Below are 19,279 nucleotides of genomic sequence, written 5' to 3'. Positions count from 1 at the left end.
AGTTCATCCTGGCGTGATGGAAACGCCACAAGGATGCAGGCGCTCATCGCCGCTCCGACACGCCTATTCTAGGAAACCCCTATGCCGCTCACGAGGCCCAACCGAATCGTCTGTGCCTGGAGCGAAATAAATATCGTCCCGTCCGTCACTTTCACACAGCGGAAACGCAGCGGGCCCTGGTGGATCCCAAAAACGCCGGTGCACGAGAAAGACGAACCCGTTTAATGCAAACGCTATAATGGTGGCGTGTTGCGGCGCCGCTCCGCAGCCATCGTTCCAACCGCGATGACGCCGAGCACGTCCACGCTGCCATTCCGTGGCGCCTTGGAGAATCCATGCCGTTGCCTCTCGAAGAAACAGATCTCGTACGCCCCGATTCCTACGCGGGGCGGGAACTGGTCGAGCGTCTCGATCGGGACGGCCCAGCAAGCGCTCGCGCGCGCAGCGGCGCGGAATTGCATATCGGCTTACTGTTGCTCCCAACCTTCCCGCTGTTGTCGCTGGCCGGTTTTTGCGATGCGTTGCGCCACGCCGCCGATCTCGGCGATCAAAGCCGGCCCTTGCGTTGCGCCTGGACCTTGCTCGGCACCCAGGCGGGCGAAGTCCACGCCAGTTGCAACGCATCGGTCCGCGTGGAAGGGATCGACCAACATCCGGAAAAATTCGATTACCTGGTCGTCATCGGCGGGCTGCTCTCCCACCTCGACGGCATCGACCGGCGTTTGTGGGATTATCTGGCGGCAAAGGACGCGCAACATGTCCCCTTGATCGGCATGTGTACCGGCAGCTTCGTCCTGGCACTGGGCGGTTATATGAAGGACCGCGTCGCCTGCGTCCACGCCTACCACTATGAAGACTACAAAAGGATGTTTCCGGGTCTCGGCGTGATGACTAACGCCGACTATCTATTGGACGGTAATCGCATCACCTGTGCCGGCGGCGTCTCGGTGATCGAGCTGGCCACGCGCTTGATTGGCTTACATTGTGGCGCGGACCGTGCCGCCAAGGTGATCCACCAGATGACGGTCAGCCGACGCGGCGGCGCCTCCTTCATCGAGCGGCGCCAGGCACTCGGCTATCCCAGTGTGGACAATGTTCAGGCGCGGCACGCGATCGTGCTGATGGAAGAGAACCTGGAAGCACCGCTGACGATCGAAACGATCGCCAAGATGACCGGCACGAGCGTACGACAACTCGAAAGGGTATTTGTCGGATCGCTCGGCGTATCGCCGAAAAACTTCTACCGCACGATGCGGCTGCGATACGCCCGTTGGCTGCTCTTGAATTCGGCACGTCCACTCAACGATATCGCCTACGGATGCGGCTTCGCGGATCTCGCCCACTTCATTCGCAGCTTCCGCACCGTTTATGGGATGACGCCGGGGAAACTGCGCGCCTCAGGCAAAGAATCGGCGTAAAAGCAGCATAAAAGCCGGCGCCACGCTTGCCGCGAGTCGAGATCAAACGCGCGCGCCGCGCACACATCGCCTGCAATGGGCCGTGTAAGAGCAGCAACACGCTCGCTCCGCCACCTTCTTAAATTTCTTTTCATCCTTCGCAACGCGTCCCTTTCGGGTGTCGCCACGAGAATCGCTGCTATCTCGTCCGGAAAACCGTATCGCATTCGATGTAATACGGTTTTCCGGCGGCGCACCCATTGAAGGAACGGTCCTCATGCTGAAGATAGTACGTCTCGCGCTGGTGCGGCCTTACACGTTTATCGTGCTAGCACTGCTTATTCTGATAGTGGGGCCTCTAGCGGCGCTTCGCACCCCAACGGACATCCTCCCCGATATCAAAATCCCGGTGATCAGTGTGGTCTGGAGCTACACCGGCTTACAACCTGATGACATGTCGGGGCGCATCGTCACCTACTACGAGCGAACCTTGGGCACGACCGTCAACGACGTCGCGCACATCGAATCGCAATCCTATCGCGGATACGGCATCGTCAAGATCTTCTTCCAGCCGGATGTCGATGTCCGCACGGCGACCGCGCAGGTCACGTCGATCTCGCAGACGGTCCTAAAGCAAATGCCACCCGGCATGACGCCGCCGATGATCTTGAACTACAGCGCATCCACCGTCCCGGTATTGCAGATCGCGCTGACCAGCAACAGTCTGAACGAAAGGCAGATCGGCGACTATGCGACGCAGTTCATTCGCCCGCAACTGCTATCCGTGCCCGGTGTCGCGATTCCGGCGCCTTATGGCGGCCGGAATCGCATCGTCGATATCATGCTCGACCCGGCGGCGCTGCAGGCCCATCACCTGTCCGCAACCGACGTCGGCACGGCGTTGACGCGTCAAAACCAGATCATTCCGGCAGGCACGATCAAGATCGGCAGCAACGAGTACAACGTCAAGTTGAATAACAGTCCGCTCGACTTGGACCGTATCAACGATATGCCGATCAAGGAAGTGGACGGCACGACCGTCTACATCCGCGATGTCGCGCGCGTGGTCGACGGCAGTACGCCACAGGCGAACGTCGTGCGACTGGATGGGCATCGCGCGGTTCTGATGAGCGTCTTGAAAAATGGCAGCGAATCGACGCTGGACGTCGTCGCCGGGGTCAAGGCGCAGATGAAGCGCATCGAGCAGACGCTGCCGCCATCGTTGCATGTGGTGCTGCTCGACGATCAATCGGTCTTCGTCAAAGGCGCGGTATCCGGTGTCGCCCGGGAAGGGATCATCGCTGCGGCGCTGACGTCCTTCATGATTCTGATTTTCCTCGGCAGTTGGCGCTCTACGCTGATCATCGCCGCGTCGATTCCGCTGGCGGTGCTGTCGGCCATCGCCTTGCTGTCCGTATTTGGTCAGACCTTGAATACGATGACCTTGGGCGGACTCGCACTGGCCGTCGGCATCTTGGTCGACGACGCCACCGTCACGATCGAAAACATCAACTTCCATCTGGAGCAGGGCAAGGCCGTGCCCCTTGCGATCATGGACGGTGCCGCGCAGATCGTCACGCCCGCCCTGGTGTCTTTGCTGTGTATCTGCATCGTTTTCGTACCGATGTTCATGCTGGATGGCGTGGCAGGATTCCTCTTCGTGCCGATGGCGGAATCGGTGATTTTCGCGATGGTGTCGTCCTTCATCCTGTCGCGCACCTTCGTGCCGATGATGGCGCAGTACGTGCTGAAGCCGCACGCCCACGCCCACGCACCGCACCACACCGACGCCGAAGGTGAAACGACAGCCGTCTCGCGCAATCTCCCGATGCGCTTCTTCGCGGCGTTTCACCGTCATTTCGAAAGCGGCTTCTCCCGCGTGCGCGCATCGTACGCCGCCTTGCTCGCTGCCGCGCTGACAAAATCGAGACGCTTCATCGTCGTTTTCCTGGGTCTCGTGCTGGTGTCGTTCGCATTGGTGCCGTCGCTCGGCCGAATCTTCTTTCCCTCGGTGGACGGCGGTGCGATGTTGATTCACGTTCGCGCACCGGTCGGCACGCGGATCGAGCGGACCGCCGAGATCTTCGATCAGGTCGAGGGAACGATTCGTCACGTGATCCCCGCGAATCAGCTCTCCAGCATCGTCGACAACATGGGCTTGCCCAATAGCGGGATCAATCTGACGTATAACAACTCCGGAACGATGGGCCCCTACGACGGTGACATCACCGTGTCGCTGAACGCACATCACGACCCGACGGCAGGTTATGTGAAGACGCTGCGGACCCTGTTGCCGCGGATGTATCCGGGCGTGACCTTCTCCTTCCTCCCGGCGGACATCATCTCGCAAATCCTGAACTTCGGCTCGCCGGCGCCGCTGGACCTCCAGGTCTCCGGACGCGACCTCGCCGCGGATCACCGCTATGCACAGACGCTGTTGGCCGACATCCAGAAGATTCCGGGCATTGCCGATGCGCGCATACAGCAATCCGCGACCTACCCACAACTGTCGATCAATGTCGATCGGTCGCGCGCCGCGCAGGTCGGGCTGACGGAGCAGGACGTCACGAATGCCGTCGTCGCCAATCTGGCCGGCACGGCCCAGGTTTCGCCGCTCTATTGGCTGAACGTCCAGAACGGTGTCTCTTATCCGGTCATCGCACAAACGCCGCAATATTGGATGTCGTCGGTTGGCGACCTCGATAATCTGATGATCACCGATCCGAATGGCGGCGCACAGACCTTGGGGGCGATCGCCACGCTGAAGCCGAGCGAAGGCGACGCCATCGTGTCCCACTACAACATCCAGCCGGTCATCGATATTTTCGCGACTACCCAGGGCCGCGATATCGGCGCCGTTGCCACTGAGATCAAGCACGTCATCGCGGCACATCGTGCAACGTTGCCGAAGGGCGCGCAGGTTACGCTGCGCGGCCAGATCGTGACGATGAACGCGACGTACGCGGGCCTGATCTTCGGCATCGTCGCCGCCATCGGTTTGATCTATCTATTGATCGTCGTGAACTTCCATTCGTGGCGCGATGCCTTCGTCATCGTCTCGGCACTCCCCGCCGCGCTCGCGGGGATCGTCTGGATGCTGTTCATCACGGGAACCCCCTTGTCCGTGCCCGCCCTGACCGGTGCGATTCTCTGCATGGGCGTGGCCACCTCGAACAGTATCCTGGTGATCAGTTTTGCCCGGGAACAGCTAGCCGAACTCGGCAATGCCCTCGACGCCGCAACGAATGCAGGCTTCACGCGCTTTCGCCCGGTCTTGATGACGGCCTTGGCCATGATCATCGGCATGCTGCCGATGGCGCTGGGCCTTGGCGACGGCGGCGAACAGAACGCACCGCTCGGACGCGCAGTCATCGGCGGTTTGATGTGCGCCACCGTTGCAACGTTGTTCTTCGTCCCGGTCCTTTTCAGCATCGTTCATCGCCGTGACACCGTTGCACGTTCGGTAAGCGGCACACCGCCGAGCCTGACGCACGCGCCGGCGGACACCCTCGCGCACATTCCCGGAGAACCCCATGTCAACTGAATTCCAGGCTCCCGCCGCCCCTCGTACTCGATCGATGAAGCCCTTCGCCGTCATTGCAGTGCTGCTGGCCTGCGGCGTGGTCGCCAACGGTCTGTGGAGCCGGATGCATGCGCATACGGCCCTGACCACCTGGACCAATGCACAAGCGGAACCGACCGTAGCCACGCTGCATCCGACCGCCCTCGCCGCAGCGCATAGCCTGTCCTTGCCAGGCCAGTTGAATGCCTGGACCAATGCGCCGCTCTATGCCCGCGTACCTGGTTATCTGCATGCTTGGTATGCCGACATCGGTGATCGCGTCAAGGCCGGTCAGGTGCTGGCACGGATCGACAGTCCAGAGCTGGACGAGCAACTGGCCCAGGCCCGTGCGCAGCTGAAGAGCGCGATCGCCAACCAGGATCTGGCACGCTCGACCGCGCACCGCTGGGACGACATGCTGACACAGGACGCCGTCTCCGCGCAGCAGGCGAATGAGAAAGACAGCGCCTACACCGCGGCACAAGCAAACGTGGCCGCAGATCAAGCGAATGTCTCGCGACTGGAGGCTACGTCGGCCTATAAAGCCATTCAAGCGCCCTTTTCCGGCATCGTCACGGCACGCAATACCGATGTCGGTGACCTGATCACCGCGGACGGTACCTCGCAAAAACCGCTATTCGCGCTCTCCGATGAAAGTCGATTGCGCGTCTATGCGGATGTGCCGGAAGCCGATGCCGCCACGCTGCGCCCTGGGATGCAAGCGTCGATCACCGTGCCCGAACATCCGGGGCAGACGTTTATCGCAAAAATCACCGACATGGCTGACGCCATCGATCCGTCCTCCGCGACACAACGCGTCGAACTGGCGATCGACAATACATCCGGTGCGCTGACAGCCGGTGCCTACGCGCAGATCAGTTTCCGTGTGCCGAATCCCCCCGGCGGCCTCACCGTGCCGTCCAGCACGCTGATATTCCGTAGCAACACGGTACAGGTCGCCGTCTATGGCGCCGATGGCCACGTGCATTTCCGCGACGTACGCATTGCTCAGAACTTCGGCGATCGCGTGGCATTGGCATCGGGCCCGACAAACGGCCAGGCCCCGCTCCAACGGGACGATCGGCTCGTCAATAATCCGCCGGACGGATTGGTCGACGGTGAAGCGGTTCGCTTACCGGAAACCTCGCCCGACCACGCTACGACGGAGGATACGCATGGCTGATTTCATGTTCGTACCGCGTCTGCGAACGCTTTATCGTCCGTTGCTCGCGGCGATGCTGTCGGTCGGACTGGCTGCCTGCTCATTCGCGCCGACCTATCACGCACCGAAGATGAACTTGCCGAATGCATTTCAGGGAAATGCACCGGCCCATGCATCGCAGTGGCATCCATTCGATGCCGATGCCGGCAAGGCACGCGGTGCGTGGTGGCTGGCATTCGACGATGCCACGCTCGATGCGCTAGAGCCTCGCGTCGTCGCGGCAAATCCCACGGTGCAAGCCGCCGTTGCGCATCACGATGCCAGCGTGACGACGCTTCGCGTCATCGGTGCGTCCTTGCTGCCGACTTTGGGGTTCGAGGGCGCCGTCGATCGGCAACGACAGTCCGACACGCGACCGCTTCGCGGTAGTACCCAACCCGACGAGTACAACGACGCGAGCGTCAAGCTCGGCGTGAACTATGACCTCGATCTATGGGGGCGAGAGCGAAACCGACTTGCAGCGGGACGGGCCATGGCCGGCGCCGCGGCGGACGACCTCGCGGCGCTGCAACTGGATATGCAAGCCACGCTCGCCAATACTTACTTCCAATGGCGTGGCGCGGCGGCGACCATCGGCGTCCTGGATCGAACCATTGCGGCGTATCAACACGCTTTGCGCCTGACGATGAGCCGCTATAACGGCGGACTGGCGACGAAGATCGACGTTTCCCGGGCAAGGACACAACTCGCGGATGCGCAGGCGCAAAGGATCGACGCACAGGGGCAGTGCGATCTGCTGCGTAATGCGATGGCCACCTTGGTAGGCGTGACGCCCGAACAATTCGTCCTGCCGACGGTGGGACAAAGCGTTGCCGCAACGGTGCACACGGCGCTGCACGTCGGCAGCGCGCCCGACGACCTGATGCGCGTGCCTTTACCCATCACGCCGACCGGCCTGCCCTCGACGTTATTGCAACGGCGCCCCGATATCGCCGCGGCAGAGCGGCGCGTCGCCGCAGCGAATGCCGACATCGGCGTTGCACGTGCTGCCTATTTCCCTGATATCGGCCTGGGCCTGTCCGGTGGCTATGAAAGCGACACCATGGCGAACTGGCTGGCAGCACCGAATGCCGTGTGGATGCTCGGACCCTCGGTGGCGGCGACGATCTTCGATGGTGGCCGACGTCATGCCGAAGTCCTCGGGGCGAAGATTGCTCGCGAGCAGGCGGCGGACCGCTATCGCGCCACGGTGTTGAAGGCATTCCAGGAAGTCGACGACCAAGTCGATCTTGAACAGGTGCTTGCGAACGAAGCGGTGCGCGTCAACGATATGCGTGCGGCAGCGGCGCAGACGCTGGTCTTGGCGACGGTCCGCTATCGCGACGGCGCGAGCGACTATCTGAACGTCGTCACGGCGCAGCAGGCAGCCCTACAAGCGGAGGAAAAGGCCCGTACGCTGCGGGTGCGTCAATTGCAGGCGGCCGTGTCGCTCATCCAGGCGCTGGGCGGTGGCTGGCAGCAAGGTGCACTGCCAAAACCACCGCTCGCATCATGAACTATTCTTCATTTATGCGGTAATCGGATTCGCTATACTTGTTGCGTGGGTCCCGTATTGTTCTCCTCACCCCCGAGGTTGTCCGTTGATCTAGTCCCCCGGATCAACGGATTTTTTTTGCCCGATGCGGGCCAAGACAGAAACTAAAAAAACATTCATGGCTGCGAGCGCGGTCGGATTCGCCTGACGCTCTACTATTTCATCTAAGGACTGCGATCAATCGATCGCATCTCACAATACCCGATGAAACCAGGAGAAACACCATGAGCAACAAGACGAAACTTGTCCCCTACCTCTTTTTTGCATTGATCTCCGCCGCATGCGGCCTGACCTCCACTGCACACGCCGCGTCGCTACCAGTATTGACGCCGCAGGAATGCCACGAATATCCGTTCGTCCATACCTCGCATATCGATCACAAAGACGAAATCACGGAAATGGGCGAACTCGAAGCAGCCGGCTATAACCCGGCGGGACAGGATCCGCTCTACCCTGCCGACTACGATCGCGCCGAACACCGTCTGCACGTCGCCTATAAAGCGGACTGCCTACCTCCCCAGGCCGCATCGGCAAGGACACATCATGCGTTGTAACGTCAGGGCGTCATTGCCGCCAGCAGCTTCGGCATTTCCGTGAGAATGGCCTCGATCGTCGCGTTGACCCGCGCAAATAACAGCGTGCGGCAAGCGCGCGATCCCGATTCATCGGAAACGCATAGCGGCGCTGACAATGTCACGCGCCGAAAATCAAACGATAACCGAAACGTGGAACGGATTCGATCTTCACCGCCATGCCGGCGTGTTGCATTCGCTTGCGCAATCGCAGTGCCGTCTGTCCCACCACGGACTGCAAGACGTCGTCGTTTTCGGACCAGCAGTACTGCAACAACTGTTCGTGCGAAACGGGATGCGGCGCTTGGTGCAGCAGACAATCGACGAACAGATATTCTCGAGCCGACAAGCTGAGATGCACGCCAGCGAAAATCAGTTCACGCCGTCCCGCGTCCAGGTAGCCGACTTCCGCACCGGACGCGTCCGCATCGAGCGTCTGACCGCCTCTCCCCACCCTATCCGTCGCCGCCCTCTTTTCCGGCTCACCCAACGCTTCCTCCTGCGCTGCGGAAGGCACACAACGACGAAATGCGCCCAAGCGTGCCTGCACTTCGGCAAAATAAATGGGCTCGCAGAAACAGGCATCGGCGCCGGCTCTCAAAACGGTGGTACGCAGAGACGATGTGGCCGAATCGCACAAAACAAAGATCAGCGGCTGGCGCCATGTTTCAGGTGAACGCGACCGCACCGTTTCCCGCACCGCCCGGGTGTCCTCGGCGACCTTTGTCTCCGACTCCCCCGCGCGCTCGAACAAAATGACCGCGTCGAAGTCTTCCGTGTGAAGTAGCCAGTTCGCCCCATCGATATCGGTGACGATCGAGACGCTGTGCGCGCTTTCGCGTAAGGCCTTTTCAAAATAGGCCACACGATTCGACGATCCCGTACATAACAGTAATCTCACCGCTGCCCTCTTCTTCTTTAAAACGCCACCGACGATACAAAGCGTATTCTCAGACGTCCGCGCTGAGATGCTGAGGCCAACAACGTACCTCGACCCGCGTACCCCGGCCGTTCTCGGGTACGCCGATCCGGAAGCCGAATCCGTGCAAGGTCGTGACGGCGACCACGATACTCAAGCCAAGCCCAGAGCCCGGTATATGCTGCGTTTCCGCGCCTCTGTAGAAGCGCTGCAACACCGCCTGGCGTTCATTTTTCGCGATGCCGGGCCCTTCGTCCTCGACCGCGACGATCGGACCCAGTGGGGTATGGGTAAGCGTCACACCAACACGCCCGCCCCTGGGTGAGAACTTGATGGCATTGCCGATCAGGTTGGACAACGCTTCGAACAACAAGGCCGCATCGCCATGCACGGGATCGACGGGGCCGTCGTGCCGCACGTGCCACATCAAGCCCTCGTCCTCGGCAAGCGGCTGATAAAGTTCGTCCAATTGCTGAACGATCTGACCGAGCATCGCATCACCAAAGCCACTTCGGCGTTGCAACGATTCGATTTCCGAGATACGGAGAATGGCTCTGAAACGCAACAGCAACGCATCCGTACGCTCCTTCGCCGTCTCGAGATAGGCATGCAAGGTCGGATCGTTCGACGTCGGGGAGCGCGATATGGCTAGTCCCAAAATACTACGTACCTGGCTGAGCGGCGTCCGAAGGTCATGGGCGATACCATCGCAGGACACCTTGACCTCCCGCATCAAACGCTCGATCTCTTGCAGCATATGGTTGACGAGGTGTGCCATCATGTCCAGCTCGTCGCGACCGCCCACGGGCAGCCGCTTGGACAGATTTCCTTCGGAAATCTCCAAGGTCGTCAGCCGTATCGTTTTGAGGCGCCGTGCCTGCCGGTAACCGATATAGCCGCCTAGCAAGAGATTGGCCAACAAACAAAACGCGCCGGCCCCGAGCACCGTGTCGAGCATGACGCGGCGTACATGCCGGACACTTGTCAAATCCCGTGCGACAACGACGTAATTCCCGTCCGGTCTACGACGCAGCATCGCCCGCATCCGGATCGGCTCGCTCATGGAGAAAGATCTGGCATTTACCGTGTGCCCGTGGGCGTCGTCAGCGAGATCTTTCGGGATCGCGACAATGTCGCCGAGCAGGTAGTGTCGTTGCGCATTGAATAAACCGAAGTAATTACTGTGCACCGGCGACTCTTCCATCCGCCGCTCGATGATGACCGGTAATTCCGCGCTCGTCGTCGAATCCAGATAGAGCACTTGCCACCACAGCACCGCGTCCGCGTCATGGGCGACCTGCTCCGTCACAAAATACGCCAAGGCGCCCAGTATTGCCATGACGGATAAGCTGAAGACCACGGCATAGGCAGCAAGCCATCGCAGCAAGGGGCTATACCAACTCGCATAACCGTGGCGGCCAAGTGTTGCACTATCGGGGGATTGCATACCGCAGCCTTACTCGAGTCGATAGCCTGCGCCGCGAACAGTGGCAATCACCGCGGGGCGCCCGGGTACGTCCAGCTTCTTTCGCAAGCGGCCCATATGTACATCGATCAGATTCGTACCGGGATCGAAGTGATAACCCCACACCGTCTCGAACAGCATCGTGCGCGTGATGGTTTGCCGCGCATGTCGCATCAGGAATTCGAGAATGCGGTATTCGGTGGGGAGCAGATTAACCACGTCGCCCGCGCGTTTGACGATCCGACTCACCAGATCGATCTCGATATCACCGACAACGAGATGCGTGGACGCCGCGCTCGGATCAGCCTGCCGGGTGCGCCTTAGCAGAACCTCCAGTCGAGCGATCAGTTCATGCGGATCGAATGGCTTCGTCAAATAGTCGTCGCCGCCGGCGCGCAAGCCCCGAATGCGCTCGTCGACATCGCTCAGCGCACTGAGCATCATGACCGGCGTGCTCACGTGCGCCGCGCGCAGCGTCGTCAAAACCATCAAGCCTTCGAGGTCAGGCAGCATGCGATCCAGGGTGATCGCATCATAGTTCCCCGAGATGGCACGCGCCAGGCCTTCGCTTCCGGTGCGCACCCAATCCACCGTGAATTCGGCTTTCCGCAATTCCGAGACAATCGATAAACCGGTCAGCTCGTCGTCCTCTACCGTCAGGATTCTCGCCATATCTCAATCTTACAATTCCGTTTGTATCCCTGAAGGAATAACGTAACGTGGATTCGTCAACGTCATTTCTTCTTTTCAGGGTAAGCGCGAAAGCTTAAACCGAACTTAGTGTGGCGGACGAAAAGAGCCGCCGCGACGCTTCGCCGCAACGGCATGAAAAAAAGGAATGGGGCTTATCGGTGGTCGACGTTCGCGCAGTCGGCTTCGTACTCGCGATGGAGTCGATGCTCGGCGACATCTAGTTGCGCAGGATAGGTGGGGTCCTCGGCAGTAGGCTGATAGCCGACCGCCTCGAGTTCGGACAGTTCCGTCATCAACGCATGATGCGACACGTGATGAGTCTGAACGAAGGGATAGGTGCGACACTCCTGTGGCGTCAGACCGTCGTTCGTTGCTGCATGCGCACCCATCGACAACAAGCCCATTGCGGCACATGCCGCATAGGCCAGACGGGCCCAAATCGTCTTCTTCCGTTTCATGATCGCGCTCCTGATGTATTAGCCGACGTTGGTATTGGCTGTATTGCGTCGTCGGAACAGAAACAAGGTTATCGGAGCGCGCTGTATAAACCGTGTTCGGCAATATGAATTTTGCTTCATGTTGGGACGGGCTTGCCTATCCGTCCCAACACGCGAATCGCATCATTTCATTGAACGTGCGATCAGACGCCATGTCCTTTCACACGCGATCGCTACCATCAAGGCTTCATACCGTCTTTCGACATCGCATCGTGCGACATGCCGCCCTTCTTCATCCCGTCGTGCGACATGCCATTCTTGGACATCGCGCCCTTCGACATCTTGTCTTTCGACATTCCGTCATGGGCCATCTCCTTATTCGACATGCCTGTTCCCATGGCGCCACTTGCTTGAGCGAAGACAGCTCCGCTCGACAACAGGGCGGCGACGGCAGCAACGGCGACAACGGCGGTGGTGAACGTTTTCATAGATTCCTCGAAGAGTGAACACGCAAACGATCAGGTCGATCTTGACCTGTCTGATAGGTAATTCGTTGCGGGAGGCAATCCGGTTACAGCAATCCGAAAATAAATATTTCAGCCGACAGCGTAGAATTCGGACGACAATAGCGAGATAGACGAAGGGTGATCGATGGCGCGACGTGACGACCGCAGCGCGTTTCAAGACAAAGAGCAACACCTGCAGGCCTTGCTGCTGAAAGGACTGGGCGGCGATGCCTCGGCCTACCGCGCGTTCCTCGATCGCCTCAGCAGCCATCTTCGCGCCTTCCTTCGCCGGCGTCTTGCGAGCCGTCCGCACGATGTCGAGGATCTGGTACAAGAGGTCTTGCTCGCCGTGCACAATGCGCGCGACAGTTACCGGCCGACGCAGCCGGTGAGTGCCTGGGTGCAGGCCATCGCCCGGTACAAATTGGTCGATCATTTTCGTGCCTATGCGCGACAGGACGCGCTGCACGATCCGATCGACGCGTCGATCGATCTGCTTGCAAGTGAAGACAGTGACGGCGCCGAGTCCTCACGCGACCTGGACAGTCTGCTCAGCAGGTTGCCGGACAAACAGCGACTGCCAATCGTCCATGTCAAATTGGAAGGCCATTCCGTTGCGGACACGGCGCGAATGACAGGCTTGTCGGAATCGGCGGTGAAGATTGGCATCCACCGCGGCTTGAAGGCATTGGCCTCGATCATACGAGGTAAATCATGAAAACGGACGACCTGATCTCTTTGCTGGCACGTCAAGCGCCACCGATCGATCGGCACCTGCCAACGAAGCGCTTTACGCTGGCACTGCTGATCGCTTTCGCATCGGCAAGCGTATTGATGCTGAGCCTGTTAGGGCTGCGGCCGGACATCGGCAGCGCGATCGCCTCGACGCGGTTCTGGATCAAAGCGGCCCTGCCCGCGCTGCTCGGCATCGGCGCGCTGTGGATGGTTATCCGACTTGCGCGGCCCGGCATCGCGCCAGGGCCGAGCGGCTGGGTCGTGCTGACGCCTTTGCTCGCGGTATGGATCGCGTCGGCGGCGGCACTGCTGGGCGCGCCGCCCGCCGACCGACTCGCGCTGTTATTGGGACAGACCTGGCGCGTATGCCCTGTGTTGATCGCGCTACTGTCGCTGCCCGGCCTGATCGCGCTCTTCTGGGCATTGCGCGGCCTGGCACCTACCCGTCTGCGCTTGGCCGGCGCGGCCGCCGGTTTGCTGGCGGGTGCCACCGCGACGCTGGTCTATTGCTTCCACTGTCCCGAAATGGGCGTTCCGTTCTGGGGCTGCTGGTATGTCTTGGGCATGGCGGTGCCGACGCTGATCGGCGCCCTGCTCGGACGACGCTGGCTCGCGTGGTAAGGTGCCCTTCACGTCGCGACACCGCCAGCGCGTGACGCCGACGTCACGCCCGGTGGACGCCGCTCACCCCCGACGCATCGCCGCGACGGACTTGCCCAATTGCTTGGCCCCAAAGCTCGGCGCCACTCGGCCCAGCAGATAGAGGGCACGACTCAAGCCGGGTTTGACCTCTTTTGTGCCTCGCACGCAGCCCTCGATGGCATGCCGTGCAAGCTCGGCGACATCCATCGATTTGACGCCTGCCGTGTCCTCCTTGGTGAACGCGTCGCCCAATGGCGTCTCCGTCAGCGGCGGCGCGACCTCAACGACTTCCACCGACGTCCCCGCCAGCTGCAGGCGAAGCGATTGCGAGTAGGAGTGCAAGGCCGCTTTCGTCGCGCAATACACCGGCGAGACGGCCATCGGAACGAAGGCCAGCCCGGAAGACACATTGACGATCGTCGCCCGTTTCTGCGCAAGCAGATGCGGCAGATATTGCTGCACCATCCGCACGGGGCCCAACAGATTGGTCTCGATTTCCTTCCCGATCGTGCTTACGTCGTTGGCGGGATCCTGAAGATCGATCTTTCGCATCACACCGGCGTTATTGATCAGGACATTCAGCGCGGGGAAGGCCGCGATCACGGACGCATGCAACGCGACGATGGCCTCCGGATCGGTCACGTCGCTTTGAAAGCAATGCACGCCCGGCAGCGCTTCCTGCGCGCTAGCAAGACGGGCGGCATCGCGCCCTGTGATGATGACCGTATTTCGGCGCGCCAATAGCTGTCGCGCCATTTCCAGGCCAATGCCGCTGCTGCCGCCTGTAATGAGAATCGTATTGCCCGTTGCGTTCATGACTGTTCCGTTTTGGTTAAAGGCCGCGATCTCGCCAGTGCGTGCCCGTGACTGCGCCCTTCACCGATCCTCCAGCGGGCGTTTGTCGTTTTGACATTTTTCGTCAATATGTCAGTGTAGAATGGACATTTCCCGGACATTTGTCAATACACCCCCTGATGGCGTCGCAAAAAACAGAAAAAGTGGTCGAAGCCGCTGCGAAGGTGTTCCTGCGACTGGGCTATAAAAAAGTCACGATGGGCGATCTGGCGGAGGAGGCGGGCATGTCCCGCCCGGCGCTGTATCTCGTATTCGAGTCGAAAGAAGCCGTGTTCCGCGCAGTGCTTCAACGTTATTTTGATACAACGATGTCGGAGGTGCTGGCAGGCATGCTTCCGTCGATGTCTGTCAAAGAGCAGTATATTTTCGCGCTCGACGTCTGGTGCGTCCGCCCTTTCGAGATGACGCTTCTGAACCCGGACACCAAGGATCTGCTCGGTAGCGGCTTTGCATTCGCCGAGGACATTGTTAACGCCTATTTCACCGCCTTTGAAGCGCTACTGGCAAAGCGCCTCGAACCAGCGGTCCGCAAGCTGGGACACCCCGATATCTTTCCGCACCGGGTTGCGCACATGATCGTCAGCAGCGCCGTCGGGTTCAAGCTGGCGTGCGACAGCGTGGGCGCCTTGCGGGAGATGATTGCCCTCTTACTGACGCTGACCCTCGCCGGGCTGGATGCCACGCCCCTACAAGCCTAGGCAATTACTGGCATACCCCATGCGGAGGCAACGCCGCCTACCATCAGCACACGCGCCATACCGTGCCACATTCGGGGACAGAATGGCCGGTCTACTTTATTAGCCAAAAAACCGCCGTTTTCGCACATTCCCGTCGCTTGTAGCCGACATATTTTTAATATGGGCTCGACTAAAACAAACGACCGTAATACTGTCCCAGTATCGTTATTGCCGGACTCCGTAGCAGACTGCGATCGAAGGATAGTGTGGTGACAGAACATAATAAAACCGCCAATGTGCTCGCCCGTTTGTTCGCCGCGATGGAAGAACGCGGGGAACTGCCATCGCTTCAGGGTGCCTCGGAGCGGATCGTCAACAATGTGAACACCGAAGAGGCCTATCTCGCGGACTTGACCGCGCTGGTTCTCGCCGATTTATCGCTATCCCAGAAAGTAATCCGGCAGGCCAATTCGGCCACGCGGCGCTCGTTCGGCGACGGCATCATCTCGATGACCCGTGCAATTCAAGTGCTTGGCGTGGAGACCGTCGAACGTTTCAGCGCCGAGTTGCCGGATATCGCCGATTTCCAGGGCACATCGATCCACGCCGCCGGCGGCCGCGCGGCACTGAAGCGCGCGATGATCGCTGCCGAATTCGCACGCAACCTGACGCATCGTCACTCCGCGCAGGCCAGTGAGGAAGCCGTCCTGTCGACGCTGATGCATTTGCTCGCGCCCACGGTCCTCGCGCTCTACCTCGAGGACGATTGGGAAAAGGTACAGCAGTTCATCCGCACCTATCCCACCACCTCGATTCGCGACGCCTGCCGCGAAGTACTCGGTATCAACTTGTCCGAAGTCGCCGCGGCATTGGCGCAGCATTTCAATCTTCCAGAGATCATCGCCGACTGCATGGAAGCCACCTTGCCGATTCCCGGCCGGCGCACGGAAAGCCACACGCAGTGGTTGTCGATGATTTCGACGATGTCGGCCGAGGTGGCGTCGATGGTCGAAACCAAGCAGCCCCACCCTGAGATCACGCGCTTCGTGACGCCCTTCCTGGGTGCGCTGGGTGCGGACGCAGGCACCTTGGATAAGGCGCTGGAACAGGCACAGGGCGTGTCCGCAAAGGTCGACCGACAGGGACGCGGCAAGTCGGCCGCCGAAGATACCGGCGTTTTCGAGATGCCGGCAAATCCGATGGAACGACTCGGAAGCGCCCTGGCCCAGGTCCGTTCGATTGCGCCGACGTTGAATTCGGCGGGATTGATTCCCTTGGTCGTCGAGAATATCGGGCAGTGCCTCAATTTGAACAGCGGCTTTCTGTTGCTGCTGAATATGAAAGAAAACGTCTTCACCGGGAAAGTCGCCTACGGCAACGGCATCCGCGAACTGCTGCCGAATCTGCGCTTCGACCTCGGTGTCATCGACGATATCTTTCAGCATGCCGCGTCGATTCGCAATCCCACGTTCTTTGCCGATGTTCGGGCCGACAGCTTCACGCATCGCGTTCCGGACTGGTACAAAACGCAGTTCCCCATGGCCCGCTCGTTGGTGCTGGTTCCGGTGTACCTGAAAGAGCGCTGCATTGCTCTTTTTTGCGGAACATGGGGCGCCACCGCGACGGCCCGCGGCCTGTTGCATGGTGAAATTCAAAGTGTGAAAGCCCTTGCCGACGAGATCTCGCTCGGCGTCGAGCGATCGATCCGCCGTTGACGGCGGAGTCGGGCGAGCGCTGCTAGGCCGGTGCCCCGCTGATGATCGTTTTCCCGAAATGGCCGCCTGCGGCGAGATAGCGATAGGCATCAGCGGCGGCATCGAACGGAAAAACGCGATCGATCACGGGCGCGATGCCGGCGGCCGACAAAGCGGACACGGCGTCACGCAATTGCGCAGTCGATCCGGTTTGACTGCCGATAATGCGCAGCGTCTTCACCATGACCGGCAAGGCCGGGATCGTCAGCTCCATTCCGCCGACAAAGCCCACGACATACAGGCTGGCCCCTATCGCCGCGGCGTTGATCGATTGCGCGAACGACGGTCCTCCCACCGTCTCGACGATCAAATCGGCCCCCCGGCCCTCCGTCGCATCGAGGACGGCCTGATCCCACTGCGGTTGGCGCCGATAATGGATGAGGACATCGGCACCGAGCGCCTTGGCGCGCGCCAGCTTTTCATCCGACGAGGACGTGATGATGACGCGCGCGCCGGCCGCTTTCGCGTATTGAAGCGCGAACAGACTGACGCCACCGGTGCCGCGCAACACAACGGTCGAACCCGGCCGCACACCGCCGGTCACGATGGCATTCCATGCCGTGGTCGCCGCAATCGGCAAGGTCGCCGCTTCTGCAAATGACAGCGCATCCGGGATGCGAACCAGTGCGCTTGCCGGTACGACGGCGTACGTAGCGAGCGAACCAGGCATCGTTACCCCGCGCAGCCGCGCGCTATTGCCGGCAGTCAGACGGCCATCGTGCCAATCGACGATCGATCCGGCGATCACGCGCTCGCCAACCTGCCATCCACCGGCTTCCGGACGTTGCGCCAACGCGCCGACGGCAACGATTTCGCCGGCGCCGTCGGTGCCGGGGACGAATGGCGTCTGCCCATCGCGCGCATCGCCAAAGCGTCCCCACGCCACCATCAGGTCGAGGTAGTTCAGACCGGCCGCGCGGATACGAAGCAGCACTTCGTCTGGCGCGGGCGTGGGTGTCGGTATGTCGCGAATGTCGAGACGATAGGGCTCGCCGGCGAGCAAACGGTAGGCTTGCATGACTTTCCTCCAAGAGTGACGGGTCGCGCCGCGCTTGCGCCGCGGCGCAGTGCGAATGAATGGCCTATCCACATCGTATTCCTGCATGCCGCCCTATAATGCATAGACATCACAAGACACTCCTGCACGGGAAACACGAATGAATGCCGACGACGCGGAGCAATTCGCGGCCTTTTTGGCCGTGGTGGACAGCGGCAGCTTCACCGCTGCCGCCCGCCGACTCTCGCGCGATGCCTCGGTCATCTCGCGGCGCGTGGCGGCATTGGAAGCCCGATTGGGGGTGCGGCTGCTGGAACGCTCGACCCGGCGTGTGGCGCCGACCGAGGCGGGCCATATATTTCGAGATAAGGTCCGCCTGGCGATGGAGGCCGTCCAGGAAGCGGAAGATGCCGCGCGCGCGTTGTCCGATGCGCCGGCGGGCTGTCTGCGACTGAGTCTACCTGCCGGTTTCGGTCGAAAATGGATTGCGCCACGTCTCCCCGATTTCCTCGCCCGTTACCCGGCGCTCGGCGTGGAGGCCTACTATTCCGATCGCTTCGTCGATCCGATCGCCGAACAGTTCGATGTCTGCGTCCGCATCGGCCAGCTCTCCGATACCCGACTCGTCGGCCAAACCGTCGCCACGCTGAAGGGCCTGATCTGCGCTTCCCCGTCATATCTCGAAACACACGGCAAGCCGCGTGTGCCGGCGGATCTGCAGCAGCATCGCTGTATCGGTTTCACCCCGTTGTCGACTCACCCGATCTGGCATTTACGCCAAGTCGAGCGTCAGGCGGCAGAAACATCTTCCGCGCGAAAACCCGGCCCGACGCGGCATGCAGGCACATCGAAAACACCGCCGCTCCAGGCAGCGGTCCGTATTCAGGCGCGCTTGCTTACCGACGATATCGACACTGCCGTCCATGCGGCCCTGGCGGGCGAAGGCATGTTGCTCGGTGCGGACTGGTTGGTGTCGGAACACCTGCGTTCGGGCGCCTTGCGCGCCGTGTTACCCGGCTGGCAATTGCGCAACGACGCGCAACTCAGCGTGGTAAGAGCATCGTCTCAACATACGCCCGCGAAGACACGTGCATTCCTCGCGTGGTTTCAAGCGCAATTCGCGCATGCGCCCTGGCGCCTTTCTGTCGGCTGACGGTGCTTCGCGCATTGCGGATTAAAAAATATATTGATCAGCAAACCTAATCATCTATTTCGCGGAAAACATCAATTTCGATGATCTTAAGCGATATTGCCTTAAGAAATGCTGAAGTGCGCCGCGACATTCCTGATATGCCCAACCTTCCCGACCAAT

Annotated in this window: 17 protein-coding genes; 10 read left to right on the top strand and 7 right to left on the bottom strand. The window is 60.6% G+C overall.

Annotation, left to right across the window (positions count from 1 at the left end; genetic code table 11):
* The first annotated feature begins 335 nt into the window (after positions 1–335).
* The 5 genes from ABEG21_RS18935 (at position 336) to ABEG21_RS18915 (ending at position 8,269) form a co-directional block, all read left to right on the top strand.
* Positions 336–1,418 (top strand): helix-turn-helix domain-containing protein, encoded by a 1,083-nt coding sequence (locus ABEG21_RS18935; RefSeq protein WP_347556969.1) that lies wholly within the window; start codon positions 336–338, stop codon positions 1,416–1,418.
* Positions 1,419–1,674: 256 nt separating this feature from the next.
* Complete coding sequence (locus ABEG21_RS18930) at positions 1,675–4,941, top strand: efflux RND transporter permease subunit (protein ID WP_347556968.1); 3,267 nt, start codon at positions 1,675–1,677, stop codon at positions 4,939–4,941.
* Positions 4,931–6,142 (top strand): efflux RND transporter periplasmic adaptor subunit, encoded by a 1,212-nt coding sequence (locus ABEG21_RS18925; protein ID WP_347556967.1) that lies wholly within the window; start codon positions 4,931–4,933, stop codon positions 6,140–6,142. The genes ABEG21_RS18930 and ABEG21_RS18925 overlap by 11 nt, the downstream gene beginning before the upstream one ends.
* On the top strand, positions 6,135–7,676 hold the full coding sequence (locus tag ABEG21_RS18920) for an efflux transporter outer membrane subunit (RefSeq protein ID WP_347556966.1): 1,542 nt from the start codon (positions 6,135–6,137) through the stop codon (positions 7,674–7,676). The genes ABEG21_RS18925 and ABEG21_RS18920 overlap by 8 nt, the downstream gene beginning before the upstream one ends.
* A gap of 263 nt (positions 7,677–7,939) precedes the next feature.
* Complete coding sequence (locus tag ABEG21_RS18915; RefSeq protein ID WP_347556965.1) at positions 7,940–8,269, top strand: hypothetical protein; 330 nt, start codon at positions 7,940–7,942, stop codon at positions 8,267–8,269.
* 139 nt (positions 8,270–8,408) lie between these two features.
* Here the strand turns inward: ABEG21_RS18915 and ABEG21_RS18910 are convergent, their stop codons facing one another.
* The 5 genes from ABEG21_RS18910 to ABEG21_RS18890 all read right to left on the bottom strand — a co-directional run bounded on the left by ABEG21_RS18910 (position 8,409) and on the right by ABEG21_RS18890 (position 12,289).
* Positions 8,409–9,152 (bottom strand): winged helix-turn-helix domain-containing protein, encoded by a 744-nt coding sequence (locus tag ABEG21_RS18910; protein ID WP_347556964.1) that lies wholly within the window; start codon positions 9,150–9,152, stop codon positions 8,409–8,411.
* Between the two features lie 85 nt (positions 9,153–9,237).
* Positions 9,238–10,653 (bottom strand): HAMP domain-containing sensor histidine kinase, encoded by a 1,416-nt coding sequence (locus ABEG21_RS18905; protein ID WP_347556963.1) that lies wholly within the window; start codon positions 10,651–10,653, stop codon positions 9,238–9,240.
* A 9-nt stretch (positions 10,654–10,662) separates the two neighbouring features.
* A complete protein-coding gene (locus ABEG21_RS18900; RefSeq protein WP_347556962.1) occupies positions 10,663–11,343 on the bottom strand; it encodes a response regulator transcription factor in 681 nt (226 codons plus the stop codon).
* Positions 11,344–11,516: 173 nt separating this feature from the next.
* The gene (locus tag ABEG21_RS18895) at positions 11,517–11,768 is read right to left on the bottom strand and encodes a hypothetical protein (RefSeq protein ID WP_347558087.1); all 252 of its coding nucleotides are present in this window, start codon (positions 11,766–11,768) and stop codon (positions 11,517–11,519) included.
* A 272-nt stretch (positions 11,769–12,040) separates the two neighbouring features.
* Positions 12,041–12,289 carry a pentapeptide MXKDX repeat protein gene (locus ABEG21_RS18890; RefSeq protein WP_347556961.1) on the bottom strand — a complete coding sequence of 83 codons (249 nt, stop codon included), beginning with the start codon at positions 12,287–12,289 and terminating at the stop codon, positions 12,041–12,043.
* A 163-nt stretch (positions 12,290–12,452) separates the two neighbouring features.
* Here ABEG21_RS18890 and ABEG21_RS18885 point away from each other — a divergent pair, with 163 nt between their 5' ends.
* Entirely contained in the window at positions 12,453–13,025 is a 573-nt protein-coding gene (locus tag ABEG21_RS18885) for a sigma-70 family RNA polymerase sigma factor (protein ID WP_347556960.1), read from the top strand.
* Positions 13,022–13,663, top strand: coding sequence for a DUF1109 domain-containing protein (locus tag ABEG21_RS18880; protein WP_347556959.1), 642 nt, complete (start codon positions 13,022–13,024; stop codon positions 13,661–13,663). Before ABEG21_RS18885 ends, ABEG21_RS18880 begins: the two co-directional genes overlap by 4 nt.
* 63 nt (positions 13,664–13,726) lie before the next feature.
* Here the strand turns inward: ABEG21_RS18880 and ABEG21_RS18875 are convergent, their stop codons facing one another.
* Positions 13,727–14,500: an SDR family NAD(P)-dependent oxidoreductase gene (locus tag ABEG21_RS18875; RefSeq protein WP_347556958.1), complete on the bottom strand. Its 774-nt coding sequence runs from the start codon at positions 14,498–14,500 to the stop codon at positions 13,727–13,729.
* Between the two features lie 47 nt (positions 14,501–14,547).
* Here ABEG21_RS18875 and ABEG21_RS18870 point away from each other — a divergent pair, with 47 nt between their 5' ends.
* Both ABEG21_RS18870 and ABEG21_RS18865 read left to right on the top strand, forming a co-directional pair.
* On the top strand, positions 14,548–15,237 hold the full coding sequence (locus ABEG21_RS18870; protein ID WP_347556957.1) for a TetR/AcrR family transcriptional regulator: 690 nt from the start codon (positions 14,548–14,550) through the stop codon (positions 15,235–15,237).
* A 248-nt stretch (positions 15,238–15,485) separates the two neighbouring features.
* Positions 15,486–16,931: an HDOD domain-containing protein gene (locus tag ABEG21_RS18865; protein ID WP_347556956.1), complete on the top strand. Its 1,446-nt coding sequence runs from the start codon at positions 15,486–15,488 to the stop codon at positions 16,929–16,931.
* Between the two features lie 22 nt (positions 16,932–16,953).
* Here ABEG21_RS18865 and ABEG21_RS18860 read toward each other — a convergent pair whose 3' ends face one another.
* Positions 16,954–17,988: an NAD(P)-dependent alcohol dehydrogenase gene (locus ABEG21_RS18860; protein ID WP_347556955.1), complete on the bottom strand. Its 1,035-nt coding sequence runs from the start codon at positions 17,986–17,988 to the stop codon at positions 16,954–16,956.
* A gap of 139 nt (positions 17,989–18,127) precedes the next feature.
* On the opposite strand from ABEG21_RS18860, the gene ABEG21_RS18855 reads away from it, so the two are divergent.
* Positions 18,128–19,120, top strand: coding sequence for a LysR family transcriptional regulator (locus ABEG21_RS18855; RefSeq protein ID WP_347556954.1), 993 nt, complete (start codon positions 18,128–18,130; stop codon positions 19,118–19,120).
* Positions 19,121–19,279 lie beyond the last annotated feature (159 nt).

Origin of the sequence: Robbsia sp. KACC 23696, assembly GCF_039852015.1 — a bacterium.
Lineage (GTDB): Bacteria > Pseudomonadota > Gammaproteobacteria > Burkholderiales > Burkholderiaceae > Robbsia.
Note: the sequence above shows the minus strand (reverse complement) of the source record. Positions and strands in the feature narration are given on the sequence as shown.

Bases quoted from the DNA above. Each gene is read 5' to 3' on its own strand.
- ABEG21_RS18915 (WP_347556965.1), top strand. From the start codon at position 7,940: ATGAGCAACAAGACGAAACTTGTCCCCTACCTCTTTTTTGCATTGATC.
- ABEG21_RS18935 (WP_347556969.1), top strand. From the start codon at position 336: ATGCCGTTGCCTCTCGAAGAAACAGATCTCGTACGCCCCGATTCCTAC.
- ABEG21_RS18885 (WP_347556960.1), top strand. From the start codon at position 12,453: ATGGCGCGACGTGACGACCGCAGCGCGTTTCAAGACAAAGAGCAACAC.
- ABEG21_RS18890 (WP_347556961.1), bottom strand. From the start codon at position 12,289: ATGAAAACGTTCACCACCGCCGTTGTCGCCGTTGCTGCCGTCGCCGCC.
- ABEG21_RS18925 (WP_347556967.1), top strand. From the start codon at position 4,931: ATGTCAACTGAATTCCAGGCTCCCGCCGCCCCTCGTACTCGATCGATG.
- ABEG21_RS18855 (WP_347556954.1), top strand. From the start codon at position 18,128: ATGAATGCCGACGACGCGGAGCAATTCGCGGCCTTTTTGGCCGTGGTG.
- ABEG21_RS18880 (WP_347556959.1), top strand. From the start codon at position 13,022: ATGAAAACGGACGACCTGATCTCTTTGCTGGCACGTCAAGCGCCACCG.
- ABEG21_RS18860 (WP_347556955.1), bottom strand. From the start codon at position 17,988: ATGCAAGCCTACCGTTTGCTCGCCGGCGAGCCCTATCGTCTCGACATT.
- ABEG21_RS18895 (WP_347558087.1), bottom strand. From the start codon at position 11,768: ATGGGCTTGTTGTCGATGGGTGCGCATGCAGCAACGAACGACGGTCTG.
- ABEG21_RS18920 (WP_347556966.1), top strand. From the start codon at position 6,135: ATGGCTGATTTCATGTTCGTACCGCGTCTGCGAACGCTTTATCGTCCG.
- ABEG21_RS18905 (WP_347556963.1), bottom strand. From the start codon at position 10,653: ATGCAATCCCCCGATAGTGCAACACTTGGCCGCCACGGTTATGCGAGT.
- ABEG21_RS18930 (WP_347556968.1), top strand. From the start codon at position 1,675: ATGCTGAAGATAGTACGTCTCGCGCTGGTGCGGCCTTACACGTTTATC.
- ABEG21_RS18875 (WP_347556958.1), bottom strand. From the start codon at position 14,500: ATGAACGCAACGGGCAATACGATTCTCATTACAGGCGGCAGCAGCGGC.
- ABEG21_RS18900 (WP_347556962.1), bottom strand. From the start codon at position 11,343: ATGGCGAGAATCCTGACGGTAGAGGACGACGAGCTGACCGGTTTATCG.